The organism is Streptomyces sp. PA03-6a, assembly GCF_033792765.1.
Lineage (GTDB): Bacteria > Actinomycetota > Actinomycetes > Streptomycetales > Streptomycetaceae > Actinacidiphila.
Genome location: NZ_JARAVK010000151.1, coordinates 1 through 22798 on the forward strand (window position 1 = coordinate 1; position 22798 = coordinate 22798).

Genomic DNA, 22798 nt, shown 5'->3' on the forward strand with positions numbered 1-22798 from the left:
CGGGACGGGTGGGGACGGAGCCGAGCGACAGCGAGAAGGAGGCACCGCCATGGACACCACCCACGGACCGGTCGTGGTCGGCACGGACGGCTCGCCCCGCGCCACCGCTGCGGTGATGTGGGCCGCCGGTGAGGCCGTGCTGCGCGATCGCCCGCTGCACATCCTGCACGCGGCCGGCATCGAGACCCGTTCCGGCAGAGCCCTGTCCCCCCAGACCGCACAGCTGGTCCTCGACGGAGGCCGCGCCCTGCTGGACGAAGCGGCGGCTTCGGCCACCGGCCGCTATCCGGACCTGGCGGTCTCCACCTCACTCGGCAAGGGCAAGCCCGCCGAAAGTCTGCTGGACCAGTCCCTGGCGGAGGGCCTGACCGTCGTCGGCTGCCGTGGACGCGGTGGCTTCCACGCACTGCTGCTGGGCTCGGTCGGGCTGCGGGTGGCGACCCAGGCGCGCGGGCCCGTGGTCGTCGTGCGGGGCAGCGAGCAGCCCTCCACCGGTGTCGTCCTGGTCGGGATCCGGGACGAGACCGATCTGGCCACCGTGCGCTTCGCCGCCGACGAGGCCCGGCTGCGGAAGGCCACCCTGCGTCTCCTGACCGCATGGAGCCTGCTCGGGGCCGTGGGCGAGATGGTGCCGGGGCTGGACGACGCCACGTCCGTCGGTGACCGGGAGGCAGCGGCGGAGCAGCATGTCGCCGACACGATCCGCGAGGAGTATCCGGACATCACCGTGACCGTGGACCTGGTCAAGGCCTCCTCCGCGAGCGGTGCCCTGGTGGATGCCTCGGCCCATGCCGATCTGCTCGTCGCGGGTGCCCGACGGCATCAGCGCTCCAGCGGCCGGCTGGCCCATGTGACCCATGCCGTGCTGCACCACGCACACTGTCCCGTGGCCGTCTTCCACCACGCCTGACCCCGGTACCCCTCGGCGGGCGGGCCGCGAAGGCCTCTCCGCGCGCTACGCGGTGCGTATGAGGCTGCCCGTGATGTGGGTGGGGACGATGCGTATCCACAGATCGTCCTCACCCCCGGACCACGGGCCGGGGTGGGCCTCCAGGACGCGGGCGTCCTCGGGATCGACGACGTGCTCGGCGACCCCGAGGACGAGCACGCTCCATCCCGCGCTGAGGCAGGCGTCGAGCTGATCGACCTCGAAGGCGACCTCGCTGCCCTGGGCGAGGGACGGGGGCGCGTCCGCGGCCGTGCGGTAGACAATGGCCCCGTCGACGACCGCGTAGTTCACCGGGACGACCGCGGGGTGGCCGCCGCAGGTGGTGAGCGCGATCCTGCCGACGTCATGGCCGGAGAGCCGGGTCCAGCACTCCTGCGACAGCAGTTCCTCCATCACCGGCGGGCCGACGGCCTCCGTCTCCCCGGGGACGTGCTCGGCGTCGCCCCCCAGGAGGTGGCTGGCGGTGGTCCGCAGCGCCCCCGCGAGCCGGAGCAGGGCGTTGGTCCCGATGGTGTGATGGCACTGCTCCTCCACGTACCGCACGTAGCTCGGCGTCATACCGGCCTTGGCGGCCACTTCCTCGCGGCTGAGCCCCAGTTGTTCCCGCCGCTGCGCGACGCGACGGCTGACGTCCCCCGGATGGGCTCTCGACCTCTCGGACGGGCCGTCGCGCAATGACTGCCTGGGCACGTCGACCACCTCCCGCTCTCGGGCTCGGACGCTTCGGTTCGTTACCAGCAAGCACACCACCGCGGGCGCCGCGCCGCCAGACCCGCCCGGTCCATCCCCTCGAACGGGTGACCGAGTTATCCACAACCGGTCGGTACTCCACAGGCCGCCGGGGGGCGGCGCCGCGATGCGTCATGGTGGTCCTGCCAGGCCGGATGCGCCGGCGGACGAGGGCCCGATGACGGGGGTGGTCGAGATGGTGGACAGCGGTGGATGCGCGCTGTGGACGGACGGCGGTGACGTGCCGGTGCCGTCGGCGGGCGCGGGGGTGGGCGCGCCCGCCCCGTGCGTGGTTCCGGTGTTCGCACCGATCAGGGCGGGTGGCGGGCGGCACCGGTTGCGGCGCGCGCTGCGCCGGCGGCGGCGGATGATGGCCGCGGGCCTGGCGATGACCGCGGCCGCGCTGGCCGCCGCGGCGCCCCGTACGGATCCGCAGCACGGCCGGGCCGGGCGGGAGGGCCCCGCTCCGGCGCCCGCCGCGGCCGCGCGGGACATGGTGCGGGCGCCGGTGCGCATCGCGGACGCTGCGGCCGCCGGGCTGGTGCGGCCCGGTGACCGGGTGGACATCCTCGCGGCGGCACGCGTGGTGGCCCGCGGGGCGCCCGTGGTGACCGTGCCCTCCTCCGCCGACGGCGCCCCGGGTGGCGGGGCGACCGGCGTGGACGGGGGCGGGTTCGGAGGCGGTGCGCTCATCGTGCTGTCGGTCCCGCGCCGGACGGCGGCGGCGCTGTCCGGCGCCGCGGCCACCTCGCCCCTGGCGGTGGCGCTGCGCTAGCCGCACTCCGTGAGAAAGGCAACCGGCGGGGAGGCCCGCGGCGCCACCCCTTACCCTCGGAGGCCGAACCGCTCACCCACCTCCGTCACCGCCGGCCCCCACGCCGGCGGCGCCCGGCGGACACCACCAGGCCCCACGGGTCCCCCGGGCCGAACTGCACGGTCGTTCTTCGAAAGGAAATCGTCCCTTGAAGGGCTTCAAAGCCTTCCTGCTGCGTGGCAACGTCGTCGAGCTCGCTGTGGCGGTCGTCGTCGGCGCCGCGTTCAGCAAGATCGTCGACGCGTTCGTGAAGGGCCTCATCAACCCGGTGATCGGTGCCATCGGCACCAAGAACCTCGACGGCTACACCCTCTGCATCGAGTCGCCCTGCACCGTCGTCAACGGCGAGCTCACGAAGGGCGTGGGCCTCCTGTGGGGCGCGGTCGCCGGCGCGGCACTGACGTTCCTCATCACGGCGGCGGTCGTGTACTTCCTGCTGATCCTGCCGATGAACAAGCTCAACGAGCGGCGCAAGGAGGGCAAGGAAGCGGCGGTGGCCGGCCCGACGGAGCTGGAGCTGCTGACCGAGATACGCGACCTGCTCGCCCGCCAGCAGCAGGGCCACGGCGGCGCTCCCGGCATCCCCTCCCCCTACGGCGGCCACAGCGGTACCAACCGGACGCATCCGTAGCGACCGTCCGCCTCAGATGTGGTGCGGGGGCTTCTCGTCGAGGAAGCGCGCGAGATCTCCCGCACCACCCTGGCCGGGGCGCTCGCCCCACCCGGTGTCGGTGTCGTCGGACGACTGCCGGTCCAGCGGGTCGTCGAAGACCAGCGCCGGCACGTGCTCGCGCGGCGCTTGCGGGGCCGGGGCCGCGGCGGGCCCCGTAGCGGGGTCGGGGGTGCTGCTCATGCCGTCCAGGGTACGGGGCCGTCCACACGCCCGGCCGCGACGAAGGCCCGGCAGTACGCACGCGGGCGACGCACGACCGGGCCGGCCCGGGAAAGGGTCGAGCCCCGGCACAGGGGGGTGGCGCCGGGGCTCGAGTCTGTGGTGGCGCGGGCGCCTGCAGCGGCGCCCGCCTGACGTCAGGCCGCCTCGATGGACAGCCCGGTTGCGCGCGCCATGCGCTTGAGGTCCGCCAGCGCGTGCTTCTCGATCTGCCGGATCCGCTCACGCGTCAGCCCGTGCTGCTTGCCGACCTCGGTCAGCGTGCGCTCACGGCCGTCCACGATCCCGTACCGCGCCCGGATGATGGACGCCGTCCGGTCGTCGAGCCGGTCGATCAGATCCTCCAGTTCCTCACGCCGCAGCATGACGAGTACGGAGTCCTCCGGCGAGGCCGCCGACGTGTCCTCGACGAGATCGCCGAACTGGGTCTCGCCCTCGTCATCCACCGACATGTTCAGGCTCACGGGGTCGCGCGCCCAGTCCAGTACGTCGGAGATCCGTTCCGGGGTGGAGCCGAGCTCGGCCGCGATCTCCGCGGGCTCCGGGTCGCGCCCGTGCTCGCGGTTGAACTCGCGCTGCACCCGGCGCACCCGCCCCAGCTCCTCCACCAGGTGGACGGGGAGCCGGATGGTGCGCGACTGGTCCGCGATGGACCGGGTGATCGCCTGACGGATCCACCACGTCGCGTACGTGGAGAACTTGAAGCCCTTGGTGTAGTCGAACTTCTCGACGGCGCGTACCAGGCCTGCGTTTCCCTCCTGGATGAGGTCGAGCAGCGGCAGGCCGCTGCGCGGATAGCGTCGCGCGACGGCGACGACCAGGCGCAGGTTGGAACGGATGAAGACGTCCTTGGCCCGCGCACCCGCGGCGGCTATCGTCTCCAGTTCCTCTCGGTCGGCGTCCGCTCCCTGACCCAGCTCCTCGCCCGCGAGGAGCTGCTCGGCGTAGACGCCGGCCTCGATCGCCCTGGAAAGCTCGACTTCCTGCGCGGCGTCGAGCAGCGGCGTGCGCGCGATCTCGTCGAGGTACATGCCGACGAGGTCGCGGTCGGCCATCTCGCCGTGGCCTGCGCGAGCGCTGCTGTTCCCGCCGGTGGTGCTGCGGGCGACGGCACGGGTTGCCATGCGTGCTCCCTTGCGAAGGTTCGGTCGGGTGTCGGATCGAGTGAGCTGCCCCTCCAGCAGCTTCACGCGTGCCTTTCGGCTGCCCACTCGAAAAGAGATAACGACTGGAATCCGGACACAATTCCCAAGCGCCGCCCCGTTTTTTACGATCTTGCAGTACCCTGTCCGGCCACAGCCGGAGGTGGATCATTGCCCGAGTCCGTCGAAGTGCAGGTCAGGCCGGGTGGGGAAGAGGACCTGCAGGCCCTCACCGACCTCTACAACCACTACGTCCGTGAGACACCGGTCACATTCGACCTGGAGCCCTTCTCCCCGGAACAGCGCCGCCCTTGGCTGCTCTCCCACCCGGAAGACGGACCGCACCGCCTTTTGGTTGCCCACGGGACGGAACAGGACGGTACGAACGCACTGCTCGGATACGCCACGAGCAGCCCGTTCCGCCCGAAGGCCGCGTACTCCACCTCGGTGGAGACCTCCGTGTACTGCGCCCCGGAGGCCGGGGGCCGCGGCGTCGGCACCCTGCTCTACACGGCGCTCTTCGAGGCCCTGCGGGGCGAGGACCTGCACCGCGCGTACGCCGGGATCGCGCAGCCCAACGAGGCGTCCGTCCGCCTGCACACCCGTTTCGGCTTCCGCCCGCTGGGCGTCTACCGCGAGGTCGGCCGGAAGTTCGGCCGCTACTGGGACGTCGCCTGGTACGAGAAGGACCTGACCTGAACCGGCGCGCGCTCAGCGCAGCCAGGGAAGGTCCACCGCTCCGTTCTGCGGCTGCAGGCCCTCGGCGATGACCCGGCAGATCTCGCCGAGCTGGCGCACCTGCTCCTCCGAGAGCCGGTCGAAGATCGCCCCGCGCACCGCCTCCACATGGCCGGGAGCGGCCGCGGCGAGCGCTGCGAAGCCCTCGTCGGTGAGGACCGCGAGCTGGCCGCGCCGGTCGGAGGGGCAGTTCTCGCGACGGACCCAGCCGTTCTCCTCCAGGCGGGAGATGGCGTGGGAGAGCCGGCTGCGCGTAATCTTCGAGCGTTCGGCCAGCTCCGTCATGCGCATCCGGCGGTCGGGGGTCTCCGAGAGCCACACCAGCAGCGAGTAGTACGCGTGCGGCATCCGCGCGTCGCGCTGGAGCTGCCGGTCGAGTGCGTCCGAGATCAGCTGGGTGGACGCCATGTACGCGCGCCAGGCGCGCTGCTCCTCCTCGCTCAGCCAGCGGGGTTCGGGGGCTCTCGTCGTCATCCTCCCACTCTACGAATTCGACCTTGAACTTTCAAGCAATCGCCGGTACGTTCCCCCTTGCCAGCTTGAGACTTCAAGGAACTCTTCAGGTGAGGGAGCCGTATGACGACCCCGACCGCACCGGACGCAGCCCCCGCCCCGTCGCGCGCGGCCACCCGCACCCGGGTGCGGATCCCCCTGACCTTCCCCGACGGCTGGACGACCCCGGCCGACGTCTTCACCTTCACCGGCCTCGCCGACGGCAAGGAGCACATCGCGCTCGGCCTCGGCCCTCACGAGGGCGCGACGTCTCCGCTGGTCCGCCCGCACTCCGAGTGCCTGACGGGCGACGTCTTCGGCTCCGCGCGCTGCGACTGCGGCCCCCAACTGCGCGAGGCCGTGCAGCGCATCGCCGAGACCGGCGGCTACCTGCTCTACCTGCGCCAGGAAGGCCGCGGCATCGGCCTGTACGCCAAGCTCGACGCGTACGCCCTCCAGGACGAGGGCCTGGACACCTACGCCGCCAACCGCGCCCTCGGCCGCCTCGACGACGAACGCGACTACACCGCCGCCGCCCAGATGCTCGGCGCCCTCGGCGTCGACGCCGTCCGCCTGCTCAGCAACAACCCCGACAAGGCGGCGCAGCTGTCCGCGCTGGGCGTCACGATCACCGAGCGGGTGCCGACCGGGGTCCACCTGTCGGAGGACAACGTGCGCTACCTGCGCGCCAAGGCCGAGCACACCCACCACACCCTCGACCTCCCGGCCTGAGGAGGCCCCATGCGCATGCCCGCCCTCTACCTCTCGCACGGCGCCCCGCCGCTCGCCGACGACCCGGTGTGGCCCGGCGAACTGGCCGCCTGGTCCGCCGGGCTCCCCCGCCCCACGGCGGTCCTCATGGTCTCCGCGCACTGGGAGGAGGCCCCGCTCGCCCTCGGCGCCACCACCACGGTCCCGCTCGTCTACGACTTCCGGGGCTTCCCCCGCCACTACTACGAGGTGCGGTACGCGGCCCCGGGCGCGCCCGCGCTGGCCGACTCGGTGCGCAAGCTGCTGCGCGGCGCGGGCACTCCCGTCCAGGACATCCCCGACCGCGGCCTGGACCACGGGGCGTACGTCCCGCTCGTGGAGATGTACCCGGACGCCGACGTCCCCGTGCTGCAGGTCTCGATGCCCACGCTCGACCCGCAGGAACTCATGGACGTCGGGCGCAGGCTCGCCCCGCTGCGCGACGAGGGCGTGCTGATCGTCGGCAGCGGCTTCTTCACCCACAATCTGGCCGCGCTGCGGCACGCCGGCGGGGTGCCGGGCTGGTCGGCGGAGTTCGACGACTGGGGGCACCGCGCGCTGGACGGGCAGGATGTGGACGCCCTGCTGGACTTCGAGCACAAGTCCCCCGCCGGGCGGCTCGCCCACCCCAGGACCGAGCACTTCGCACCGCTCTTCGTCACGATGGGCGCGGCCGAGGACGACCTCGGCGCCCAGCGCAGCGTCATCGACGGCTTCTGGATGGGCCTGGCCAAACGGTCCGTGCAGTTCGGCCGGTAGTCTCCGCAACGCGAAGGGCCCCGCTTCCTCCCATGAAGCGGGGCCCTTCGCCGTACTCGCCGTCTCCGGCGTGCCGTCGTCGTCGACGCGTCCGTCAGTGGGCGATCACCGGGACGGCGACCTCCTCTGCGCCCTCGGCGTCCTTGGTGCCGGACGCCGCCACCACACCGCCGCCACCGGTGGTGGTGATGAAGGTGAAGGCGATGATCGCGGACAGGGCCAGGATGCCGACCGCCCACCAGATCGCGGTGGAGTAGCCGTGCACGGCCGCGGCGTTGACGAAGCCCTGCTTGCCGAGCGTACGGGCCTCGGCAGCGTGTGCGGCGACCCACGTGGTGGTGGCGCTGGCCGCGATGGTGTTCAGCAGCGCCGTGCCGATGGCACCGCCGACCTGCTGCGAGGTGTTGACCATGGCGGAGGCGACACCCGCGTCACGCGGCTCGACACCGTGCGTGGCCAGGCTCATGGCCGGCATGAACGCCGTACCCATGCCGAGGCCGAGCAGGATCTCGGCCGGCAGGACCAGGCCCGCGTAGGAGCTGTCGACCGACAGCTGGGTCAGCAGCAGCATGCCCAGACCCGCCACCAGGAAGCCCGGGGTCATCAGCAGGCGCGGACGGACGCGGGTCATCAGACGCGCGCCAATCTGCGTGGAACCGGCGATCATGCCCGCGATCATCGGGAGGAAGGCGAAGCCGGTCTTCAGCGCGGAGTAGCCCTGGACGACCTGCAGGTAGTAGGTGAGGAAGAGGAACAGGCCGAACATCGCGATGATGGCCAGGCCCAGCGAGAGGTAGACGCCACCGCGGTTGCGGTCGGTCACCACGCGCAGCGGCAGCAGCGGGGCCTTCACGCGGGCCTCGACGACCACGAACGCGACCAGCAGCACGACCGAGGCCACGAACAGGCCGATCGTGGTGCCCTCGCTCCAGCCGTGGGTCTCGGCGCGGGTGAAGCCGTAGACCAGCGAGACCAGACCCGCGGTGGCCAGCACGACGCCGGGGATGTCCAGGCCGCTGCTGTTGCGGCTGCCGGCGGGCTCGTGGACGAAGCGCATGGCACCGAACGCGGCGACGGCGGCGAAGGGGATGTTGACGAAGAACGTCCAGCGCCAGTCCAGGTACTCGGTGAGCACACCACCGAGGATCAGGCCGACGGCACCGCCACCACCGGCGATGGCGCCGTAGATGCCGAACGCCTTGGCGCGCTCCTTGGCCTCGGTGAACATCACCGCGAGGAGCGACAGCGCGGCCGGCGCGAGCAGCGCGCCGAAGGCACCCTGCAGAGCGCGGGCACCGAAGAGCACCCCCTCGTTGGCCGCGGCGCCGCCGATCGCGGAGGCAGCCGCGAAGCCGATCAGGCCGGTGACGAAGGTGCGGCGGCGGCCCCACAGGTCGGCGATGCGTCCGCCGAAGAGCAGCAGGCCGCCGAAGACCAGTGCGTAGGCCGTGATGACCCACTGCTTGTTGGCGTCGGAGATGCCCAGGTCGGTCTGGGCGGAGGGCAGGGCGATGTTCACGATGGTGCCGTCGAGGACGACCATCAGCTGGGCTATCGCGATGAAGGCCAGCGCCTTCCAGCGCTGGGCGTGTGCCAGATCAGGCATGGATGAACTCACTAACGGTACGAAGAGATGACGACATTGAAGACGAAGAGGACATACGGTACGTAACAGAAATGTTGTGGGCGAGTGAATTACGCGGGGGCGCCCGTTCGGCAGACGGAACTCAGCGACATTGCCGAAGGTCCTCGAAAGTGGCGGAGTCACCCGGGAGTTCGGAGCGCGCCGGCGCCTCCAGGCCGTCCACGAACAACTGCAGATGACGGCGGATGAAGCGCTCCATGCTGCCGCAGTGCTTACCGGGCAGCGGCCGCGTCAGCTGGCTGACGGCCACCATCACGTCGCCGACGTCGATGTCGGCGCGGAGCCGTCCGGACCGCCGCCCGGCGGCCATCAGCTCCTCGATCGCGTGCTCCAAGCGTATGCGGCTCTCCTCGAGCCGCGGGTCCCCCTTGCCGAATCCGGTGGAGAGCATCGGGCACAGCGCGCCCACGCGCTCGTCGGCCGCCTCGTGCACGAAGCGGCGCAGCGCGTCGAAGGCGTCCGGCTCCTGCGCCAGCGCCTCCTCGGCCCGCCGGGTGATCCTGTCCGTCACCGACAGGGCCACCTGGAGCGCGAGCTCCTGGCGGTCGGCGAAGTGCCGGTAGACGGTGGCGTTGCCCACACCCGCCCGCTTGGCTATCTCGTCGAGCGGGGCGTCGGTACCGTGCTCGAGGAGCACCTCGCGGGCGGCGACGATGATCCGCTCGCGGTTGCGCGTGGCGTCCGCGCGGAGCTTCGTGGCGACGACTGCCATGACGGGTACTCCTCTCTGTCCTCGGTGGCGCTCGGTTCCGGGGAGCGAGTCCCCGTTTGTGCGACGTAGGTGTAAACGGGGAGCCGTTCCCCGGATATTTCAGGGTCGCTTGTGAGCTGAGTCACAATCAATGCGGGTGGCTCCGGCAGCGCTTGGGGGGCCTCCCGGACCGTCCGGTCCCGCACGCACGGGAAGGGCCCCGGACGCTACCGCGCGCCCGGGGCCCTTCCGCTCCTGCCGATGCCTGCTCCGCTTACTCCACGACGAGCTCGACCGGGATGTTGCCCCGGGTCGCCTTGGAGTAGGGGCAGACCTGGTGGGCCTGCTCGATCAGGGTGCGGCCGGTCTCGTTCTCCAGCTCCGACGGCAGCTCGGCACGGAGCACGACGGCCAGGCCGAAGCTCGTGTCGTCCTTGCCGATGGTCACCTCGGCGGTCACGGAGATCTCGCTGGTGTCCACCTTCGCCTGCCGCCCGACCAGGGCAAGGGCGCTGGCGAAGCACGCGGCGTAGCCGGCGGCGAAGAGCTGCTCGGGGTTGGTGCCCTGTCCGTTGCCGCCGAGCGCCGGCGGCATGGCCAGCGCCAGGTCGAGCTGGCCGTCGGAGCTGACGGCGCGCCCGTCACGGCCGTTGGCGGTGGCGACAGCGGTGTACAGCGCGTCCATGGAACGTCCTCTTTCGATCGGTTGCGATCCCGTTGACGACAAGTAGAGCACACAACTGAGTTGCACACAACTAAAACGTGGACGGTCGGGCTACCCTGGACCCATGACCGCCACCGCGCCCGCCCGCGCCGGGGACCACCTCCGGCTCGAGAACCAGATCTGCTTCTCCCTGCACGCCGCCTCGCGCGCCTTCGGCGGCGTCTACCGCGTCGTGCTCAAGGACCTCGGCCTCACCTACCCCCAGTACCTGGTGATGCTCGTGCTCTGGGAACACGGCGCCCTGCCGGTCAAGAAGATCGGCGAGCACCTGCGCCTCGACTCCGGCACCCTCTCCCCCCTCCTCAAGCGCCTCGAGGCCACCGGCCTCGTACGCCGCGAGCGCTCCACCGACGACGAGCGCTCCGTCACCGTCCACCTCACCGACGCCGGCACCGCGCTGCACACCAAGGCCCTCCAGATCCCGCTCCGCATCTCCGCCGCCACCGGCCTCGACCTGGAGGAGATCAACGACCTCCGCGCCCGCGTCGACCGCCTCACCGCGGCCCTCACCGCCGCCGACCTCAACGACGGCCCGCCCTGCGGCTGACGCCCCTCGCGGGGCGCCACACACCACGGCACCCGGCGCAATCGCCGGCACACCCCTGACCCTCATCCGCTAGGCTGTCCCACGCCTCCGCCTCAGTAGCTCAGGGGATAGAGCACCGCTCTCCTAAAGCGGGTGTCGCAGGTTCGAATCCTGCCTGGGGCACAAGGGAAAAGACCCCGGACCGATCAAGGTCCGGGGCCTTTGACATCCACTTTCGACATCAACGGCAGCGGTCGACGGCAGCTATCGCGCTGGTCTTCCGCCTCTGGATGTGGTCTTTCCGCCTGCCGTGTCGTGCCCCAAAACCGCTTGCGACCGAGCTCTACCGACGTGACACGATGCCGGTCCGGCATGGTCGACAAGGGGGTGCGGACGTGACCAAGGACGAGGCCGTCAGGCAGCTGAGGATGCTCGCGCGGTCGCGTGCGTTCGGACGGCCCGTGGGCTCTGATCGGCTCATCGCAGCGGCTCTCGACGCCCTCCTGGCCGACGTGGACACGCCGTCGCTGCCACTCCTTGCCGGCCTCGGGCGGCGCGAGGAACCCGAAGCGTCCGAGCTGTTCGATCAGGTGATGGACGAGCTCGGCTTCGTCTTCGAACCACCGGCGGATCCGACTGCCGCTCGTTGGGAACTGGCCTACTGGCTTGCCGAGCAGATCGCCGATGGGTCGCTCGACCCCGCAACCGGCGCGGACATGATCTGGACCGAAGCAGCCAGTGAACTCCGGTATCCGCCTGAGTTGGAGCCCATCGTCTCGTGCGCCATCGCGCTCGACGACTGGAACGAGAACTGGTCAACCCCGTGGGAAGAGATCACCAGCGATGTCGTCCGCGCTGTTCACGAACTGCTGCGGAACCGGTCGTCGTCAGCCCCGAGACGCTGAGCCAGCGTTCAACGACGGAGACCCCGGGCTGCCATTGCCCGGGGTCTCCGTCGCATTCACGGCATCGGGCGGCCGGTCACCGGTCGACACGCCTCCTCAGCAGGCGGTCCATGTGGCTGATGGCCTCGCGCTGAGTGTCCTGCACGACGTGCGTGTAGACGTCCATGGTGATGCTGATCTGACTGTGGCCGAGGATCTCCATCACCACGCGCGGAGCCACGCCGGCCGCGGTCAGCAGCGTGGCGCAGCCGTGCCGAGCGTCGTGCAGCCGGATGGCGCGGAGTCGGGCGCCGTCTGCGACCCGGGTGAACGAGCGGTAGAGGTTGCGGGGCTCGATCGGCCTGCCGGTCCGGGTGGTGAAGACGTAGCCGCTGTTGTCCTGCCACTTCTCCCCTGCACGCTGCTGGGTGGCCGTCTGCCGCATCCGGTGCCAGCGCATCGGCGCGATGCACAGCGCAGGCATGGGCACAGCCCGGCGACGGCGGCCCTTGGGGTCGTCGTCGTACAGCACCCCGCGCCGGCGCTGTGTCTGCTGCCGGACGTAGAGGACGCGTTTGTCCAGGTCGACGTCCGTCCAGCGAAGGCCGATGATCTCGCCCCGGCGCAGGCCCATGGCGATGGCAAGCACGAAGGCCGCGTAGAGCGGATCCTTACGCGCGGCGGCGAGGAAGGTAAGCGTCTCGTCCAGCGTCCAAGGGCCCAACTCACGGGCCCGAGGCCGTGGCGGCTCGACCAGCGCAGCCACGTTGCGGGCCACCAGCTCCTCACGGCAGGCCGCCGAGAGCGCCGTACGCAGAACCCGGTGTGACTTCTTGGCGGTTGGGCCGGTGGTGTCCTGCTCCAAGCCGTTCAGGAAGCGGCGGACATCGGCGACGCCCAGGGATTCCAGCCGCTTGGACCCGAGTCGGGGCACCAGGTAGAGCCTTACGTGCGCTTCGTACTTGTCGTAGGTGCTGAGCTTGCGGCGCGGCTTGACCACATTGTCTAGCCAGTACGGCAGCCATTCGGCAAGCTTGGCCGACCGCGTGGGCACCGGGATGCCGCTGTCGACCTTGTCGAGCAGCTCGCGGCGCTTGATGTCGCACTCGGCCCAGGTCTTGCCGTAGGCGAACTTGCGGGCCCGGGTGCCGTCCGGCTGGAGGACGTAGACGGCGGCTTGGTAGCGGCCGTCCTTGCGCTTGGTGATGGTGCCGGCGCCGTTGGGGTTGCGCTTGCGCTGTCCGGGCATCAGGCTGCAGCTTCCTCGGTCTCGCGGGCGCTGAAGTCCCGTAGGGCGTGGGCGGGGAGGCGGCGGGCGCGGCCGATGGTGATGGAGACCAGGCGCGCGAGCGGATCAGGTCGTAGACGGTGGAGCGTCCGAGCTTGAGCCGGGCCGTGACTTCCGGCACGGTCAGCAGCTCCGCTGGCGGTCGTCATGCTGCGGCTCCTTCCAGGGCCAGTTGGTCTCGCAGGGCTTCGCGGGCGGTTTCGCGGTTGAGCTGGATGTCCCGGGCCATGGACGCGGCAAGCACCGATTCGCCGGGGTGTGGCCGTGGCCGGCGTATTGCCAGTCGGCGAGGACCAGCACGGTGTCGGGATCGATGGGCTCCAAGCCGAGGACGTCGCGTTCCTGGGTGACGCGGTAGTCGGCGCGTTCCTGGCGCAGTGCACCAAGGGTGGTGGAGTAACGTCGGGATCTGGTGGAGAAGTGGCCACGGAAGCCGAGCCCAAGGCAGCTCCAGCCCGAAGCCGTTCCACCGACCCCACGCGGGATTTCTCTCGGTGTCAGCAGCCGCTGGTAGAACACGCGCATGACGTTCAGATTTGAAGCACACATCGCGTTCGGGTTCGACGATCCCGAGCCGGACGGCACCTTGAGCGCTGGGATCGCCGAGTCCGACGACGAGGAGGACTTCTCGCTGTCATTCATGTGTCGCTTTGACGAGCCCGACGAACAGGACGTGCGTCTCGGCTTCGACTCGCACTGCGTTGTCACGCCCGACCAGAACACCGCGTACGGGTGTGTGCGCCAGGTCGAACTGGACGGAGATGTCTTGCGGATCACCCTGGGCCCTGAGTCCGTGGATGCGCTGGGGCTGGAGGACCCGACAGTCGAAGCCGTCCTGCGAGCGCCGGCTCCGGATGTGGCTCGCATGCTCGAAGTTCTTGCGCGCATCCTGACCTACGGGCGACCTGACGCCCGTCCCTTGGTGATCTCCCTGTAGGAGGCGCGGTCGGCCCGTCCTGGGCCGTGCAAGGCGAACCGAGGTTGACCGCGATGACAGCCAACGAGCACGTCTACCCAGGTCAACGGGGGTACGGGGAGGGAAGCGCGCAGGTGGGGCACTCGCTCACCACTTCCGGAAGAACTAATCAAGTGCCGATGCACTGCCGGCCCTGGTGAGCTCCCGGATGGCATGATCCGGACCATGAACGTAGACCCCGGATCTGGTGAGACCGGTGGGCCCTTGGACGATGCTTTCCGCCTCGTCCGCGCGGAGGTGCCGGACCTTGTCGTTGAGCGTGCGGCCAGCGGCGAGAGGGTTGGCGCGGACTTTCTGCTCCGAATCGCGGGAAGCGTCGAGACTGTTGAAGTTGAGTGCCGGCCTGGCGGTCAGCCTGTGTTCGTCGTCTCCGACGAGTACTCCTGGATCGAGGCGGCCGACCCCGCCGCTGCCGCCCAAGCCATCCTTGATCTCCTCAAGGCATAGCCGGAGTGGCGTTACTGAATTTGAATGCGTGATGTCGGGCCTACCGCTCGCTGATGACGGGCCCAGCATGCAGCGATGAAGGGTCCATGCCCGGCGGGCATGCGTTAGCTTGCCCGCCATGATTGAACTTGGACCAGTCGCCTGGCCACCTGCCCCGATCAGGACCGAGCGGCTCGTGCTCCGCGAGTCCGAGGCCCACGACCGCGCAGGGCTGATCGAGCTGTTCGCCTCGCCAGAGGTGGGCACCTACATCGGTGGCCCTCGACCGCGTGACGAGCTGGAGCGCGCGGTGCCTGAGGTGCCTGGACGACGCCCTGGCTTTTTTGTGGTCGAGCTCGACGGAGCGTTGATCGGCATCGTCACCCTTGACCGGCGTGCCCCAGAGCGTCCGGGTCACGTCCGCCCGGAAGGCGGCGAGGCCGAGCTCGGCTACATGTTCCTCCCTCAGGCGTGGGGATACGGGTACGCCACCGAGGCGTGCGCAACGGCACTCGACTGGTTCGCCGACACGCTCCCCGGCGAGCCAGTCGTGCTCACCTCCCAAACAGCCAACGCCCGCTCGACGCGCCTCGCGACGAAGCTGGGTTTCACCGAGGTGGCGCGGTTCGAGGACGGCGCCGAACAGTGGCTTGGCGTCCGGTCCCCGGTCGCGCCGTCCGTGTGAGCTCGTGCTCATTGCCGCAAGGCGGCCTCACCACCGAGCGGCAGGCCCGACATCACGCATTCAAGTTCAGTAGCCGCTCCGGCGAACGTGCCACACACGAGGGTGCCGAAGGGGGAACCACTGGAAATCACGGTCCTGGTCATCAGCTCCCACAGGCTCGCACCGGAGGCGGCGAAGTGCCTCTCCGCCGACCTCGTGCCTCAGCTGCCCGTACGTGCTGGACTGCAACCATCCGGATTCTCCGCACGCCGCATCCGCCGCCAGTGCACGTACAACTTGGCGAAGGTCTCCTGCACCAGGTCATCAGCCCGATGCCAGTCCGAACACAACAAAAAGGCCACTCTTCGCAGCCAGTCCGCCCTGGACTCGGCGAACTCCCTGAACTCCTCATCACGCCCGCGCTCCGCCATGAACGGCACTCCTCTCCAGGCCGCACTCCAGGTGAAGCCCGACACCCTGATGCCAGAAGCAAGGCGAAAGGTTGCACGACCCATCGTGCTGACGGCGGTCATTTCTCCCGTCGTGGTGCGGCGGGATCGTCACCGTGCATGGGGGTCACCGGTGACCGGCCTGTCACCAGCCGGGCAGAAGCACCAGGTGCCCCCGGTAGCCTCCCTCCCGGAGAGGTCGGACGGCGGCTCCTCCAGGCACGGCCTACTCCGGTGCGCGATAGGCGGCGGCCAGGTAGTCGCCGACGTTGTCCGAGGCGACGAAGACGATCCGCCCGTCCTTCAGCCGTATCGCGAAGCACTTCTCCACTTCGCCCTTCGCGATGAAGTTCAGCTCCGGCACGGAGTAGCGGCCGACGATCTTCCCCGTCGCGGGATCCTGAGCGGTGAAGGAGTTGTACTTGTGCCCCTTCTTCCGCCATTCCTGGATCGGTTGCCGCGTCACGCCCGGTTCTCTCGCCACGAACTTCCGACCGTCATCGCCTCCCATGGGGTTCAGATCCGTGCCGGTACGCGCGTCGTACGTGGACCCGCCGACCAGGCCCCGGTCCTGTGAGTCCAGTGCCCTTGACGCACTTGCCGGGTAATCCAGCTGCCGGTAGTACATGCTGTGGCCGTCCGACAACCGGATGGCCTCGAGCGACATGTTCGAGACGCGGACGATCCGGTCGTCCATCACCCAGACGGCATGCACGTAGTCGTAGTCCCCCGCGTACCCCGTCGGCACGTCCCAGAGCTTCCTCAGGATCGGCCCGTGCCCGCCGTTGGCGTCGTCGGGGTTGTCCCCGCCCGCACAACCGGAGAGCCCCGGCCCCCCGAGGAGACCCAACGCGACGACCCCCGCGGCGCATCTGGATCTGCGGGGCTTCCGGGGGCCGGATCGGCGGATGGATCGGACGGCGCGCACGAAGTCAGCCCCCACGAGACGAACGACAGATCCGCACAGCCTAAAGGTCGTCCCCGTACGGGGGGTTGCCCGGTGAGGGCGAGGTCGGGGCACCGTCCAAGCGTGTCCGGACGGCCAGTGGGCACGTCCGTGGTCAGCACCTGCGATGCCACCACGCCAGATCCGGGTCCGCCAGTGGCTCATGGTGCGTTCGTCCGAGAAGGACCGTGTCCAGGCGTTCCACCTGCACTCGGAGTTCGGTGGCGGCCCGCGGCGGAAGGAGGAGCAGGGCCTCTTGCAGCTTGTCCCGGGCCCAGCCCTCGCCACAACAGGGGCACGTGAACTCGGCTTCCCAAGGCCTCCACCGGCGCTTGGTGCCGTGAACGCGCACAGACCACGCGCTGAGCGCCACTGCCACGATGCCCGGGGACAACCGCTCCCGTTCGAGCACACGGATGGCAGCATTCGCCGCCCCCGACAGACCCGGGACATCGCGGCGACGGATCCAAGGGCTTCCCCATCCGCGATCTCGCGGTCGAAGCGAAGCCGGCCTTCTACGCGGCACGGCCCCTTCGGATGAAAGTCATGGACGGCATCTTCCCACGCCCCGGGATCGACCGGCCGGCTCGCGGGCGGAGGTCGGCACGAGGCAAGTGCCTACGGAGCCGGCCGTTCGACACCCGGTCCCCACGCTCGAAGGCGGCCCTCACCCTCGCCAGATGAGGAACTCGTGCGCTGTCGCGATCAGGGCACGCGCTGCGGCGCTGGGCGTCCGCTCGGACGCAGTGGCCAGGGAGAACGGCCAGTCCAGGTCGGCGCCGTCGATGGTCAGCGTGGCGACGCCCTCCGCCTTGGCGAGGGCGGGCCGTGGCAGGAGCGCCACGCCCAGGCCGTTGCGGACGTAGGCCACGCCGGTGGGGAGGTCGGTGATCTCGAGGGCGACACGACGGGTCACGGAGGCGGCGGCGAAGGCCTGATCGGCGACGGTCCTGATGCCGTAGCTCACGGGGAAGTCGACGAAGTCCAGGCCGGCCAGTTCGGTGATCGGCACGGTGCGGCGTTCCGCGAGCGGATGGCCGGCCGGCACGACGAGGTCGAGCACCGAGGCGACGAGGTCGGTCAGCGTGATGCCGGTGGGATGCGGTCCGGGCAGGGAGACGAAGGCGAGGTCGAGCCGCCGTTCGAGGAGGGCGTCGATCAGGCCCTGGGAGCCGGAGGCGGCGGCGCTGGTCTGCAGGAGCACGCCGGGGTGACGCCGGTGGAATGCGCCGAGGAGCGCGGGAAGGTCGATGAGCCCCACCGTGGTCATCGTGCCCAGCCGCAGGGTGCCGCGCAGTCCCCCGCGGACCTCGGCCACCGCGTCCACGGCTTCCCGGGCGGCGTTGAGGGCGGCATGGGCGCGCGGGAGCAGGGCGGCACCGGCATCGGTGAGCAGGACGCGTTTGGAGGTGCGTTCCAGCAGCGGCGTGCCGAGTTCTCGCTCGAGGTTCTTGATCGTGGTCGAGACCGCGGACTGGACGACGTGCAGCCGTGCGGCGGCACGGGTGAAGTTCGCTTCCTCGGCGACGGTGACGAAGTGCTCGAGTTGGCGCAGTTCCACACTCCCAATATCCCACAGGTATCTCTCGGCGAGATGGCTGCGGTCTCCGACTTTCGTTGGACGGCGACCGTTGCGTACGGCGACCCTGTTCACCGGGGGAACTGCTCGAATGAGGAAACGGCTCACCACAGGAGGCTTGGAGATGACCTACAAGACGCCACCGACATATCTGGGCAGCGGCGACCCGGTGCGGCAGCGCAAGGACTACTACCCTCCTTGGCTGGACAATCTCGCCGATGATGTGACGCTGGAGGCCGGTGTCTTCAACGGGACCATCCACGGAGCCAAGGACGTTCTCGCGATACTGTCCTACGCGCGCACCCTGTACGAATTCCAGGACTTCATCTACATCGGCACATACGGAGAGAACGGCTTCGTCGAGGACTACGCGGCGACGGTGGACGGCAGGCCGATCGCCAATATCGCCGTCGTCTACATGAACGACGAAGGGAAGACGCAGCATCTTGTGATGAACCACCGGCCGCTGCCGATGCTCCGGTACTTCTCCCGGAAGCTGGGCGAGCACTTCGCCGGTACGGAGTATGCGAAATACTGTGCCGACCCGTCGGATGCCGACCGCGACTGAACACTTTCCCGCCCGTTTCGCAATCGGGTAAAACTGGTGGCCTTTGTGTCACCCGAGGCGATTTTCGCCTTTCTCGCCGACCTGGCGAAAGCGAAGACCGGCCGCACCATGGAGAATGAACACTGTCCGCTCTTTACGCGGACACCGCCAAGGGTCGTGACCTGATCGACGACCCGCAGGTGTAGGCGGGCGAGAACTTTTGCGGGGCACGGTGCGCCCATCACTTCACTGCCCATCGGGCGATGCCGCCCTCGACCAAAGGAGAGATCCCATGCCCGTGCCACAATCCATGCGCGCGCTCGTGGCCGGAAAGGTCGGCGAGCCGACCGACGTCCTGCGGCTGGAATCCCGGCCTGTCCCCACGCCTGAGGCCGGTCAGGCGTTGATCCGGGTGAAGGCGACTCCGGTTCACGCGAGCGATCTGCACGTACTGCGCGGCCGCTACGGTTTCTCCCCCGGGTTTCCCACCGTCGGGGGGCACATGGAATGCGTGGGCCGCATCGAGGCCCTGGGCCCGGATGCGGGGGGACTGACGATCGGCGAGCGCGTGGTGACCGTCGCGGTCCCGGCGGTACCCGGGCCGCGCGTGGCCGGCACGTGGCAGGAATACCTCGTCGCCGATGCACGAAGGCTCCTGCCGGTCCCCGACCAACTGAGCGACTCCGACGCCTGTCAGCTCGCCGTCAACCCGTTGACCGCGCTGCTCCTGGTGACTCGCGAACTCGACGTACAGCCGGGTGAATGGTTGTTGCAGACGGCCGCGGGCTCCACCGTCGGCCGGCTCGTCATTCAGCTGGCCGGGCATCTGGGTATGCGCACGATCAACGTCGTGCGGCGGCGCGATGCCGTCGAGGAGATCAAGGCGCTCGGCGGCGACGAGGTCATCTGCACGGAGGACGAGGACCTGGTGGACCGCGTGGCCGAGATCGCAGGGCCGGACGGCGTGCGCAAGGCCATCGACTGCGTCGCGGGCCCCGTGGGTGCCCAGGTGTCCCAGGCACTGGCTCCCGGAGGACAGGTCGTGGTCTACGGCGCGCTCTCCACCCATCGGCAGACCGACCCGGCAGCACTGACGATCCCGCTGTCGGCGCGCTCGGTCATCTACGAGACCAAAGCGGTCCGTGGCTTCTGGCTGAACCGCTGGTTCGGCAGTGCCTCACCTGAGGATGCGCTGCGCGCGCTGTCCGAGGTCCGCGATCTCGTCGCCGACGGCGTGCTGAGCATCCCCGAAGGCCGGCCGTTCCCGCTCGAACGCTTCATCGAAGCCATCACGCTCGCCGAGACACCCGCGCACGGCGCCAAACCACTCTTCGTCTTCGGGTAGGGCGCCGTACCGCGGCAGCCCTCGAACAGTGGTGGGTGAACTGCTGGGGCACATACCGAAGGGCCAGTTCCGGGGCTTGATCCCCCGGAACTGGCCCTTTCTCGTGATCACGGCCGTACCGTATGCGTGCCACAGGGCTCGGGCAGCCGCTCCGGGGCGCCCGTCGACATCAGCCCAGCACGTTCGTCGTCCAGTCGTTCTGGTCCGTCCCGAGCAGGGTGAACCGCTTGAGCCAGCTCTTCGGGCCGCCCACGGCGTGGTAGGCGTCCACGCCGTACTCCGAACCGGTGCAGAGCTTGAGGCCGTCCTCCCGGACGCAGGTGGACGTGGAGCGCTGGACAACCGCGCCCGGCGGGAGGCTCATGGTGGGCTCGGGCAGGTCCGGCTGGACCGTGGTGTGGATGTACATCCCGCCGACGATGAAGTTGACGGTGGCCGTCCAGGGCGCGTCGTCCGGCCTCCTCCCCATGTCGAAGGAGGCTTCGGAAACGGCGAATCCCGCGGGCACATCGCTGATCCGGTACGGCAACGGAATCGCCCGGTGAGCCACGACGACCCCTTCGGCGATCTTGTGCAGGGTCTGCTGCCCCGCGGTCCCCGGCATACCGTCACCCTGCAGCTCCGCCCACCGGCCGTCCGCGGTCTGCCAGCGCAGGTGCCAGACACCCGCGGGGCCCCAGGCGGCCGTCGGGCTCTTCCCCACCCAGTACGCGGTGCGGCCGTTGACCGGCGACGCGTCGATCCGGTACTGCCGAGGACCTCCGGGGTACCAGGGGCGCCCGAGCGACGGCTTGGTTCCCTCGGGGTAGACGTCGAGCGAGACGCCGGGCCCCGTCACACCGCCTTCGGGGATCTTGCCCGCGGCGCTCACGACGGTTCTTTTCTGCTGCGGCGAGTATTCGATCTTGCCGAAGCCTGCCGGGAGCCAGCCGAAGGACGCCTCCACGGTCAAGGGGGCGTGCCCTGTGTCCGGTGCGGGGGTGGGGGCGGTCCAGACCCGGGTCGCGGCCGGCGTCGGTCGCTCGGCCCGGTCGACTCCGGGCGGCAGGAACGACACCATCGCGGTCGCCGCCACCGCGGCCGCCACCGCGCCCAGCGCCGCGAACCGCCTGCGCCGCAGCCGTACCCTGCCCTCCCGCACCGCCCTGGCCACATCGACGCCACTCGCGGGCGCAGCCGCACCTGCCAACTCACCCAGCTCCCGGGTCAACTCATCGGTCTGATCACGCATCACAGAGTCCTCCCAGCAGTAGTGGCGGAACGGGCGGCGAGCACCCCACGCAAGGCCTGAAGACCGCGCGCCGTCTGGCTCTTGACGTTCCCCGGAGAACAACCGAGCGCATCGGCGGTCTGCTCGACGCTCAGATCGTGGTAGTAGCGCAGCACCAAAGTGGCACGCTGCCGGGGCGGAATCGCAGCCAACGCCCGCCGCAGATCAAGGGAGGCATCCGGATCGGCCGGCGGCGCCGGATGGTCCTCCACCGGCCGGCCCTGCCACCGAACCGCCCACCGCAGCCGCGGCGAACGCTGCTCCGCCAAAAAAGTGTTCACCAGCACCACCCGGGCATAACCGTCCGGGTTCTCCGCACGCCGCATCCGCCGCCAGTGCACGTACAACTTGGTGAAGGTCTCCTGCACCAGGTCATCAGCCCGATGCCAGTCCGAACACAACAAAAAGGCCACTCTTCGCAGCCAGTCCGCCCTGGACTCGGCGAACTCCCTGAACTCCTCATCACGCCCGCGCTCCGCCATGAACGGCACTCCTCTCCAGGCCGCACTCCAGGTGAAGCCCGACACCCTGATGCCAGAAGCAAGGCGAAAGGTTGCACGACCCACCACTCGGGCACCGGAACCGGCGCGTTCGGCATCCTCGATGATCGGGCGACGGCCGCCCCCGCGCCGGATGCGGCCCGTCAGGGGCGCACATACGCTGTGAGTGGACGCTCCTCTCTTTGTCGAGGTGAGAGATCGTGCCGCTCTACATCACACTGCTGAGCTGGACCGACCAGGGGATCCGCGCCTACGCCGACACGGCCGACCGGGCCGACGCCTTCGGCGACGCCCTGCGGCACGTCGGTGGGCGGCTCGTGGACATCTACTGGACCGTCGGGCCCTACGACCTCGTGGCGGTCGTCGAGGCACCCGACGACGAGACCGCCGCCGCGGCACTGCTGCGGCTCGGCGCGATCGGCAACATCCGCAGCACGACCCTGCGGGCCTTCGGGCGTGACGAGGTCGAGGGCATCATCGCCAAGGCGTCCGCCTGAGGAACCATGGCCTCGCCATCGCACCTGGACGAACTCCGGGCCGGCGCCCGGGACGACGGCTGGGAGGACCGGGCGGAGCGCGGTCACGAGCCGTCGGCGGCCTGTTCGAAGAAGGAGCCGCGCCTCAGCCGCTCGTAGGAGGGTTCCGCCCGCGCCATCCACGCGTCCACGTCGGCGGCCATGGACGGGAACCGCTCCTTGAGGGGTGCGGCCAGGACGGCGATCTCCGCCCAGGAGTCGGCGAGATACGTCTCGCTCTCCAGGCCGATCGCCACGGCCGCGCGGAACGGGTCGTCGGACCGCAGCCACCGCTGCGCCACCTGGACGATGCGGGCCATGTGCTCGGCGTCGATGATCCACGACATGGAGAGGAGCTGTTCGGAGACGTAGCCGGGGACGACGGCGGGTGCCCGGTGGTCGACGAGGAAGTCCATGACCTGCTCGACGTCCATTGATCCCCCCTTGGCGCGGCCGGTTCCCTTGACCGGCGGGGTCACATGCTAGACGCGGGGCCGGGGCCGGGCGGGAACCTTTCCGCGGGGGCCTGAGTCCGTAACCCCCGGGAGGGGTTGCGTG

28 protein-coding genes, 1 tRNA gene and 2 pseudogenes are annotated in these 22798 nt (G+C 70.0%); 15 read left to right on the forward strand and 16 right to left on the reverse strand.

Annotated features, from left to right (window positions below):
• Positions 1-49 precede the first annotated feature (49 nt).
• The gene (locus tag PV350_RS29865) at positions 50-910 is read left to right on the forward strand and encodes a universal stress protein (protein WP_499512335.1); all 861 of its coding nucleotides are present in this window, start codon (positions 50-52) and stop codon (positions 908-910) included.
• A 45-nt stretch (positions 911-955) separates the two neighbouring features.
• Here PV350_RS29865 and PV350_RS29870 read toward each other — a convergent pair whose 3' ends face one another.
• Complete coding sequence (locus PV350_RS29870) at positions 956-1639, reverse strand: helix-turn-helix domain-containing protein (RefSeq protein ID WP_500337021.1); 684 nt, start codon at positions 1637-1639, stop codon at positions 956-958.
• Positions 1640-1856: 217 nt separating this feature from the next.
• Here PV350_RS29870 and PV350_RS29875 point away from each other — a divergent pair, with 217 nt between their 5' ends.
• Positions 1857-2453, forward strand: coding sequence for a hypothetical protein (locus PV350_RS29875; protein WP_500337022.1), 597 nt, complete (start codon positions 1857-1859; stop codon positions 2451-2453).
• A gap of 187 nt (positions 2454-2640) precedes the next feature.
• The gene (gene mscL, locus PV350_RS29880) at positions 2641-3123 is read left to right on the forward strand and encodes a large conductance mechanosensitive channel protein MscL (protein WP_499512338.1); all 483 of its coding nucleotides are present in this window, start codon (positions 2641-2643) and stop codon (positions 3121-3123) included.
• 12 nt (positions 3124-3135) lie between these two features.
• On the opposite strand, the gene PV350_RS29885 is transcribed toward mscL, so the two are convergent.
• Together PV350_RS29885 and PV350_RS29890 are read right to left on the reverse strand one after the other, a co-directional pair.
• Positions 3136-3345 carry a hypothetical protein gene (locus tag PV350_RS29885; protein ID WP_499512339.1) on the reverse strand — a complete coding sequence of 70 codons (210 nt, stop codon included), beginning with the start codon at positions 3343-3345 and terminating at the stop codon, positions 3136-3138.
• A 176-nt stretch (positions 3346-3521) separates the two neighbouring features.
• Complete coding sequence (locus tag PV350_RS29890) at positions 3522-4508, reverse strand: sigma-70 family RNA polymerase sigma factor (RefSeq protein ID WP_499512340.1); 987 nt, start codon at positions 4506-4508, stop codon at positions 3522-3524.
• 189 nt (positions 4509-4697) lie between these two features.
• Between PV350_RS29890 and PV350_RS29895 the strand changes: the two genes are divergently transcribed.
• Complete coding sequence (locus PV350_RS29895; protein ID WP_499512341.1) at positions 4698-5225, forward strand: GNAT family N-acetyltransferase; 528 nt, start codon at positions 4698-4700, stop codon at positions 5223-5225.
• A 12-nt stretch (positions 5226-5237) separates the two neighbouring features.
• Here the strand turns inward: PV350_RS29895 and PV350_RS29900 are convergent, their stop codons facing one another.
• Positions 5238-5738, reverse strand: a complete 501-nt coding sequence (locus PV350_RS29900; RefSeq protein WP_499512342.1) for a MarR family winged helix-turn-helix transcriptional regulator — start codon at positions 5736-5738, stop codon at positions 5238-5240.
• Positions 5739-5840: 102 nt separating this feature from the next.
• Between PV350_RS29900 and PV350_RS29905 the strand changes: the two genes are divergently transcribed.
• Together PV350_RS29905 and PV350_RS29910 are read left to right on the forward strand one after the other, a co-directional pair.
• On the forward strand, positions 5841-6488 hold the full coding sequence (locus PV350_RS29905; protein ID WP_500337025.1) for a GTP cyclohydrolase II: 648 nt from the start codon (positions 5841-5843) through the stop codon (positions 6486-6488).
• Positions 6489-6497: 9 nt separating this feature from the next.
• Positions 6498-7265: a dioxygenase family protein gene (locus PV350_RS29910; RefSeq protein ID WP_499512344.1), complete on the forward strand. Its 768-nt coding sequence runs from the start codon at positions 6498-6500 to the stop codon at positions 7263-7265.
• Between the two features lie 94 nt (positions 7266-7359).
• Here PV350_RS29910 and PV350_RS29915 read toward each other — a convergent pair whose 3' ends face one another.
• From PV350_RS29915 to PV350_RS29925, 3 genes are all read right to left on the reverse strand, one after another.
• Positions 7360-8871: an MFS transporter gene (locus tag PV350_RS29915; RefSeq protein ID WP_499512345.1), complete on the reverse strand. Its 1512-nt coding sequence runs from the start codon at positions 8869-8871 to the stop codon at positions 7360-7362.
• Between the two features lie 121 nt (positions 8872-8992).
• Entirely contained in the window at positions 8993-9622 is a 630-nt protein-coding gene (locus PV350_RS29920; RefSeq protein ID WP_499512346.1) for a TetR/AcrR family transcriptional regulator, read from the reverse strand.
• Between the two features lie 253 nt (positions 9623-9875).
• Positions 9876-10286: an organic hydroperoxide resistance protein gene (locus PV350_RS29925; protein WP_499512347.1), complete on the reverse strand. Its 411-nt coding sequence runs from the start codon at positions 10284-10286 to the stop codon at positions 9876-9878.
• 103 nt (positions 10287-10389) lie between these two features.
• On the opposite strand from PV350_RS29925, the gene PV350_RS29930 reads away from it, so the two are divergent.
• From PV350_RS29930 to PV350_RS29940, 3 genes are all read left to right on the forward strand, one after another.
• Positions 10390-10872, forward strand: coding sequence for a MarR family winged helix-turn-helix transcriptional regulator (locus tag PV350_RS29930; RefSeq protein WP_500337028.1), 483 nt, complete (start codon positions 10390-10392; stop codon positions 10870-10872).
• Between the two features lie 89 nt (positions 10873-10961).
• A tRNA-Arg gene (locus PV350_RS29935) sits at positions 10962-11034 on the forward strand.
• 212 nt (positions 11035-11246) lie between these two features.
• Positions 11247-11756 carry a hypothetical protein gene (locus tag PV350_RS29940; protein ID WP_500337030.1) on the forward strand — a complete coding sequence of 170 codons (510 nt, stop codon included), beginning with the start codon at positions 11247-11249 and terminating at the stop codon, positions 11754-11756.
• 76 nt (positions 11757-11832) lie between these two features.
• Here PV350_RS29940 and PV350_RS29945 read toward each other — a convergent pair whose 3' ends face one another.
• From PV350_RS29945 to PV350_RS29955, 3 genes and pseudogenes are all read right to left on the reverse strand, one after another.
• Positions 11833-12984, reverse strand: coding sequence for a tyrosine-type recombinase/integrase (locus PV350_RS29945; RefSeq protein ID WP_500337032.1), 1152 nt, complete (start codon positions 12982-12984; stop codon positions 11833-11835).
• Positions 12984-13153: pseudogene (locus PV350_RS29950) on the reverse strand (helix-turn-helix domain-containing protein). Before PV350_RS29950 ends, PV350_RS29945 begins: the two are co-directional and overlap by 1 nt.
• Positions 13154-13168: 15 nt before the next feature.
• Positions 13169-13461 (reverse strand): annotated as a pseudogene (locus tag PV350_RS29955) (replication initiator); the annotation flags it as partial.
• 85 nt (positions 13462-13546) lie between these two features.
• Here PV350_RS29955 and PV350_RS29960 point away from each other — a divergent pair.
• From PV350_RS29960 to PV350_RS29970, 3 genes are all read left to right on the forward strand, one after another.
• The gene (locus PV350_RS29960; RefSeq protein ID WP_500337034.1) at positions 13547-13960 is read left to right on the forward strand and encodes an Imm10 family immunity protein; all 414 of its coding nucleotides are present in this window, start codon (positions 13547-13549) and stop codon (positions 13958-13960) included.
• Positions 13961-14164: 204 nt separating this feature from the next.
• Positions 14165-14446 (forward strand): hypothetical protein, encoded by a 282-nt coding sequence (locus PV350_RS29965; RefSeq protein WP_500337036.1) that lies wholly within the window; start codon positions 14165-14167, stop codon positions 14444-14446.
• A gap of 118 nt (positions 14447-14564) precedes the next feature.
• Positions 14565-15110 carry a GNAT family N-acetyltransferase gene (locus tag PV350_RS29970; protein WP_500337038.1) on the forward strand — a complete coding sequence of 182 codons (546 nt, stop codon included), beginning with the start codon at positions 14565-14567 and terminating at the stop codon, positions 15108-15110.
• 200 nt (positions 15111-15310) lie between these two features.
• Here PV350_RS29970 and PV350_RS29975 read toward each other — a convergent pair whose 3' ends face one another.
• The 3 genes from PV350_RS29975 to PV350_RS29985 all read right to left on the reverse strand — a co-directional run bounded on the left by PV350_RS29975 (position 15311) and on the right by PV350_RS29985 (position 18045).
• Positions 15311-15622 (reverse strand): sigma factor, encoded by a 312-nt coding sequence (locus PV350_RS29975; protein WP_500337040.1) that lies wholly within the window; start codon positions 15620-15622, stop codon positions 15311-15313.
• Positions 15623-15764: 142 nt separating this feature from the next.
• Positions 15765-16388: a hypothetical protein gene (locus tag PV350_RS29980; RefSeq protein ID WP_500337041.1), complete on the reverse strand. Its 624-nt coding sequence runs from the start codon at positions 16386-16388 to the stop codon at positions 15765-15767.
• Positions 16389-17151: 763 nt separating this feature from the next.
• Positions 17152-18045, reverse strand: coding sequence for a LysR family transcriptional regulator (locus tag PV350_RS29985; protein ID WP_499512364.1), 894 nt, complete (start codon positions 18043-18045; stop codon positions 17152-17154).
• Between the two features lie 142 nt (positions 18046-18187).
• Between PV350_RS29985 and PV350_RS29990 the strand changes: the two genes are divergently transcribed.
• Together PV350_RS29990 and PV350_RS29995 are read left to right on the forward strand one after the other, a co-directional pair.
• Positions 18188-18631, forward strand: a complete 444-nt coding sequence (locus PV350_RS29990) for a hypothetical protein (RefSeq protein WP_499512365.1) — start codon at positions 18188-18190, stop codon at positions 18629-18631.
• A gap of 271 nt (positions 18632-18902) precedes the next feature.
• Complete coding sequence (locus PV350_RS29995) at positions 18903-19955, forward strand: zinc-dependent alcohol dehydrogenase family protein (RefSeq protein WP_499512366.1); 1053 nt, start codon at positions 18903-18905, stop codon at positions 19953-19955.
• A gap of 169 nt (positions 19956-20124) precedes the next feature.
• On the opposite strand, the gene PV350_RS30000 is transcribed toward PV350_RS29995, so the two are convergent.
• Positions 20125-21186 carry a hypothetical protein gene (locus PV350_RS30000; RefSeq protein WP_500337044.1) on the reverse strand — a complete coding sequence of 354 codons (1062 nt, stop codon included), beginning with the start codon at positions 21184-21186 and terminating at the stop codon, positions 20125-20127.
• Positions 21186-21707, reverse strand: coding sequence for a SigE family RNA polymerase sigma factor (locus tag PV350_RS30005; protein ID WP_499512368.1), 522 nt, complete (start codon positions 21705-21707; stop codon positions 21186-21188). The genes PV350_RS30000 and PV350_RS30005 overlap by 1 nt, the downstream gene beginning before the upstream one ends.
• Positions 21708-21925: 218 nt before the next feature.
• Between PV350_RS30005 and PV350_RS30010 the strand changes: the two genes are divergently transcribed.
• Positions 21926-22222 (forward strand): GYD domain-containing protein, encoded by a 297-nt coding sequence (locus tag PV350_RS30010; protein WP_499512369.1) that lies wholly within the window; start codon positions 21926-21928, stop codon positions 22220-22222.
• A gap of 83 nt (positions 22223-22305) precedes the next feature.
• Here PV350_RS30010 and PV350_RS30015 read toward each other — a convergent pair whose 3' ends face one another.
• Positions 22306-22674, reverse strand: a complete 369-nt coding sequence (locus PV350_RS30015; RefSeq protein WP_500337047.1) for a hypothetical protein — start codon at positions 22672-22674, stop codon at positions 22306-22308.
• Between the last annotated feature and the right edge of the window lie 124 nt (positions 22675-22798).

Excerpts from the sequence above, each read along its gene's own strand:
- PV350_RS29865 (WP_499512335.1), top strand. The coding sequence starts at position 50 with ATGGACACCACCCACGGACCGGTCGTGGTCGGCACGGACGGCTCGCCC.
- PV350_RS29875 (WP_500337022.1), top strand. The coding sequence starts at position 1,857 with ATGACGGGGGTGGTCGAGATGGTGGACAGCGGTGGATGCGCGCTGTGG.
- PV350_RS29885 (WP_499512339.1), bottom strand. The coding sequence starts at position 3,345 with ATGAGCAGCACCCCCGACCCCGCTACGGGGCCCGCCGCGGCCCCGGCC.
- PV350_RS29890 (WP_499512340.1), bottom strand. The coding sequence starts at position 4,508 with ATGGCAACCCGTGCCGTCGCCCGCAGCACCACCGGCGGGAACAGCAGC.
- PV350_RS29900 (WP_499512342.1), bottom strand. The coding sequence starts at position 5,738 with ATGACGACGAGAGCCCCCGAACCCCGCTGGCTGAGCGAGGAGGAGCAG.
- PV350_RS29905 (WP_500337025.1), top strand. The coding sequence starts at position 5,841 with ATGACGACCCCGACCGCACCGGACGCAGCCCCCGCCCCGTCGCGCGCG.
- PV350_RS29910 (WP_499512344.1), top strand. The coding sequence starts at position 6,498 with ATGCGCATGCCCGCCCTCTACCTCTCGCACGGCGCCCCGCCGCTCGCC.
- PV350_RS29915 (WP_499512345.1), bottom strand. The coding sequence starts at position 8,871 with ATGCCTGATCTGGCACACGCCCAGCGCTGGAAGGCGCTGGCCTTCATC.
- PV350_RS29920 (WP_499512346.1), bottom strand. The coding sequence starts at position 9,622 with ATGGCAGTCGTCGCCACGAAGCTCCGCGCGGACGCCACGCGCAACCGC.
- PV350_RS29925 (WP_499512347.1), bottom strand. The coding sequence starts at position 10,286 with ATGGACGCGCTGTACACCGCTGTCGCCACCGCCAACGGCCGTGACGGG.
- PV350_RS29930 (WP_500337028.1), top strand. The coding sequence starts at position 10,390 with ATGACCGCCACCGCGCCCGCCCGCGCCGGGGACCACCTCCGGCTCGAG.
- PV350_RS29945 (WP_500337032.1), bottom strand. The coding sequence starts at position 12,984 with ATGCCCGGACAGCGCAAGCGCAACCCCAACGGCGCCGGCACCATCACC.
- PV350_RS29960 (WP_500337034.1), top strand. The coding sequence starts at position 13,547 with ATGACGTTCAGATTTGAAGCACACATCGCGTTCGGGTTCGACGATCCC.
- PV350_RS29965 (WP_500337036.1), top strand. The coding sequence starts at position 14,165 with ATGAACGTAGACCCCGGATCTGGTGAGACCGGTGGGCCCTTGGACGAT.
- PV350_RS29970 (WP_500337038.1), top strand. The coding sequence starts at position 14,565 with ATGATTGAACTTGGACCAGTCGCCTGGCCACCTGCCCCGATCAGGACC.
- PV350_RS29975 (WP_500337040.1), bottom strand. The coding sequence starts at position 15,622 with ATGACCGCCGTCAGCACGATGGGTCGTGCAACCTTTCGCCTTGCTTCT.
- PV350_RS29990 (WP_499512365.1), top strand. The coding sequence starts at position 18,188 with ATGACCTACAAGACGCCACCGACATATCTGGGCAGCGGCGACCCGGTG.
- PV350_RS29995 (WP_499512366.1), top strand. The coding sequence starts at position 18,903 with ATGCCCGTGCCACAATCCATGCGCGCGCTCGTGGCCGGAAAGGTCGGC.
- PV350_RS30000 (WP_500337044.1), bottom strand. The coding sequence starts at position 21,186 with ATGCGTGATCAGACCGATGAGTTGACCCGGGAGCTGGGTGAGTTGGCA.
- PV350_RS30005 (WP_499512368.1), bottom strand. The coding sequence starts at position 21,707 with ATGGCGGAGCGCGGGCGTGATGAGGAGTTCAGGGAGTTCGCCGAGTCC.
- PV350_RS30015 (WP_500337047.1), bottom strand. The coding sequence starts at position 22,674 with ATGGACGTCGAGCAGGTCATGGACTTCCTCGTCGACCACCGGGCACCC.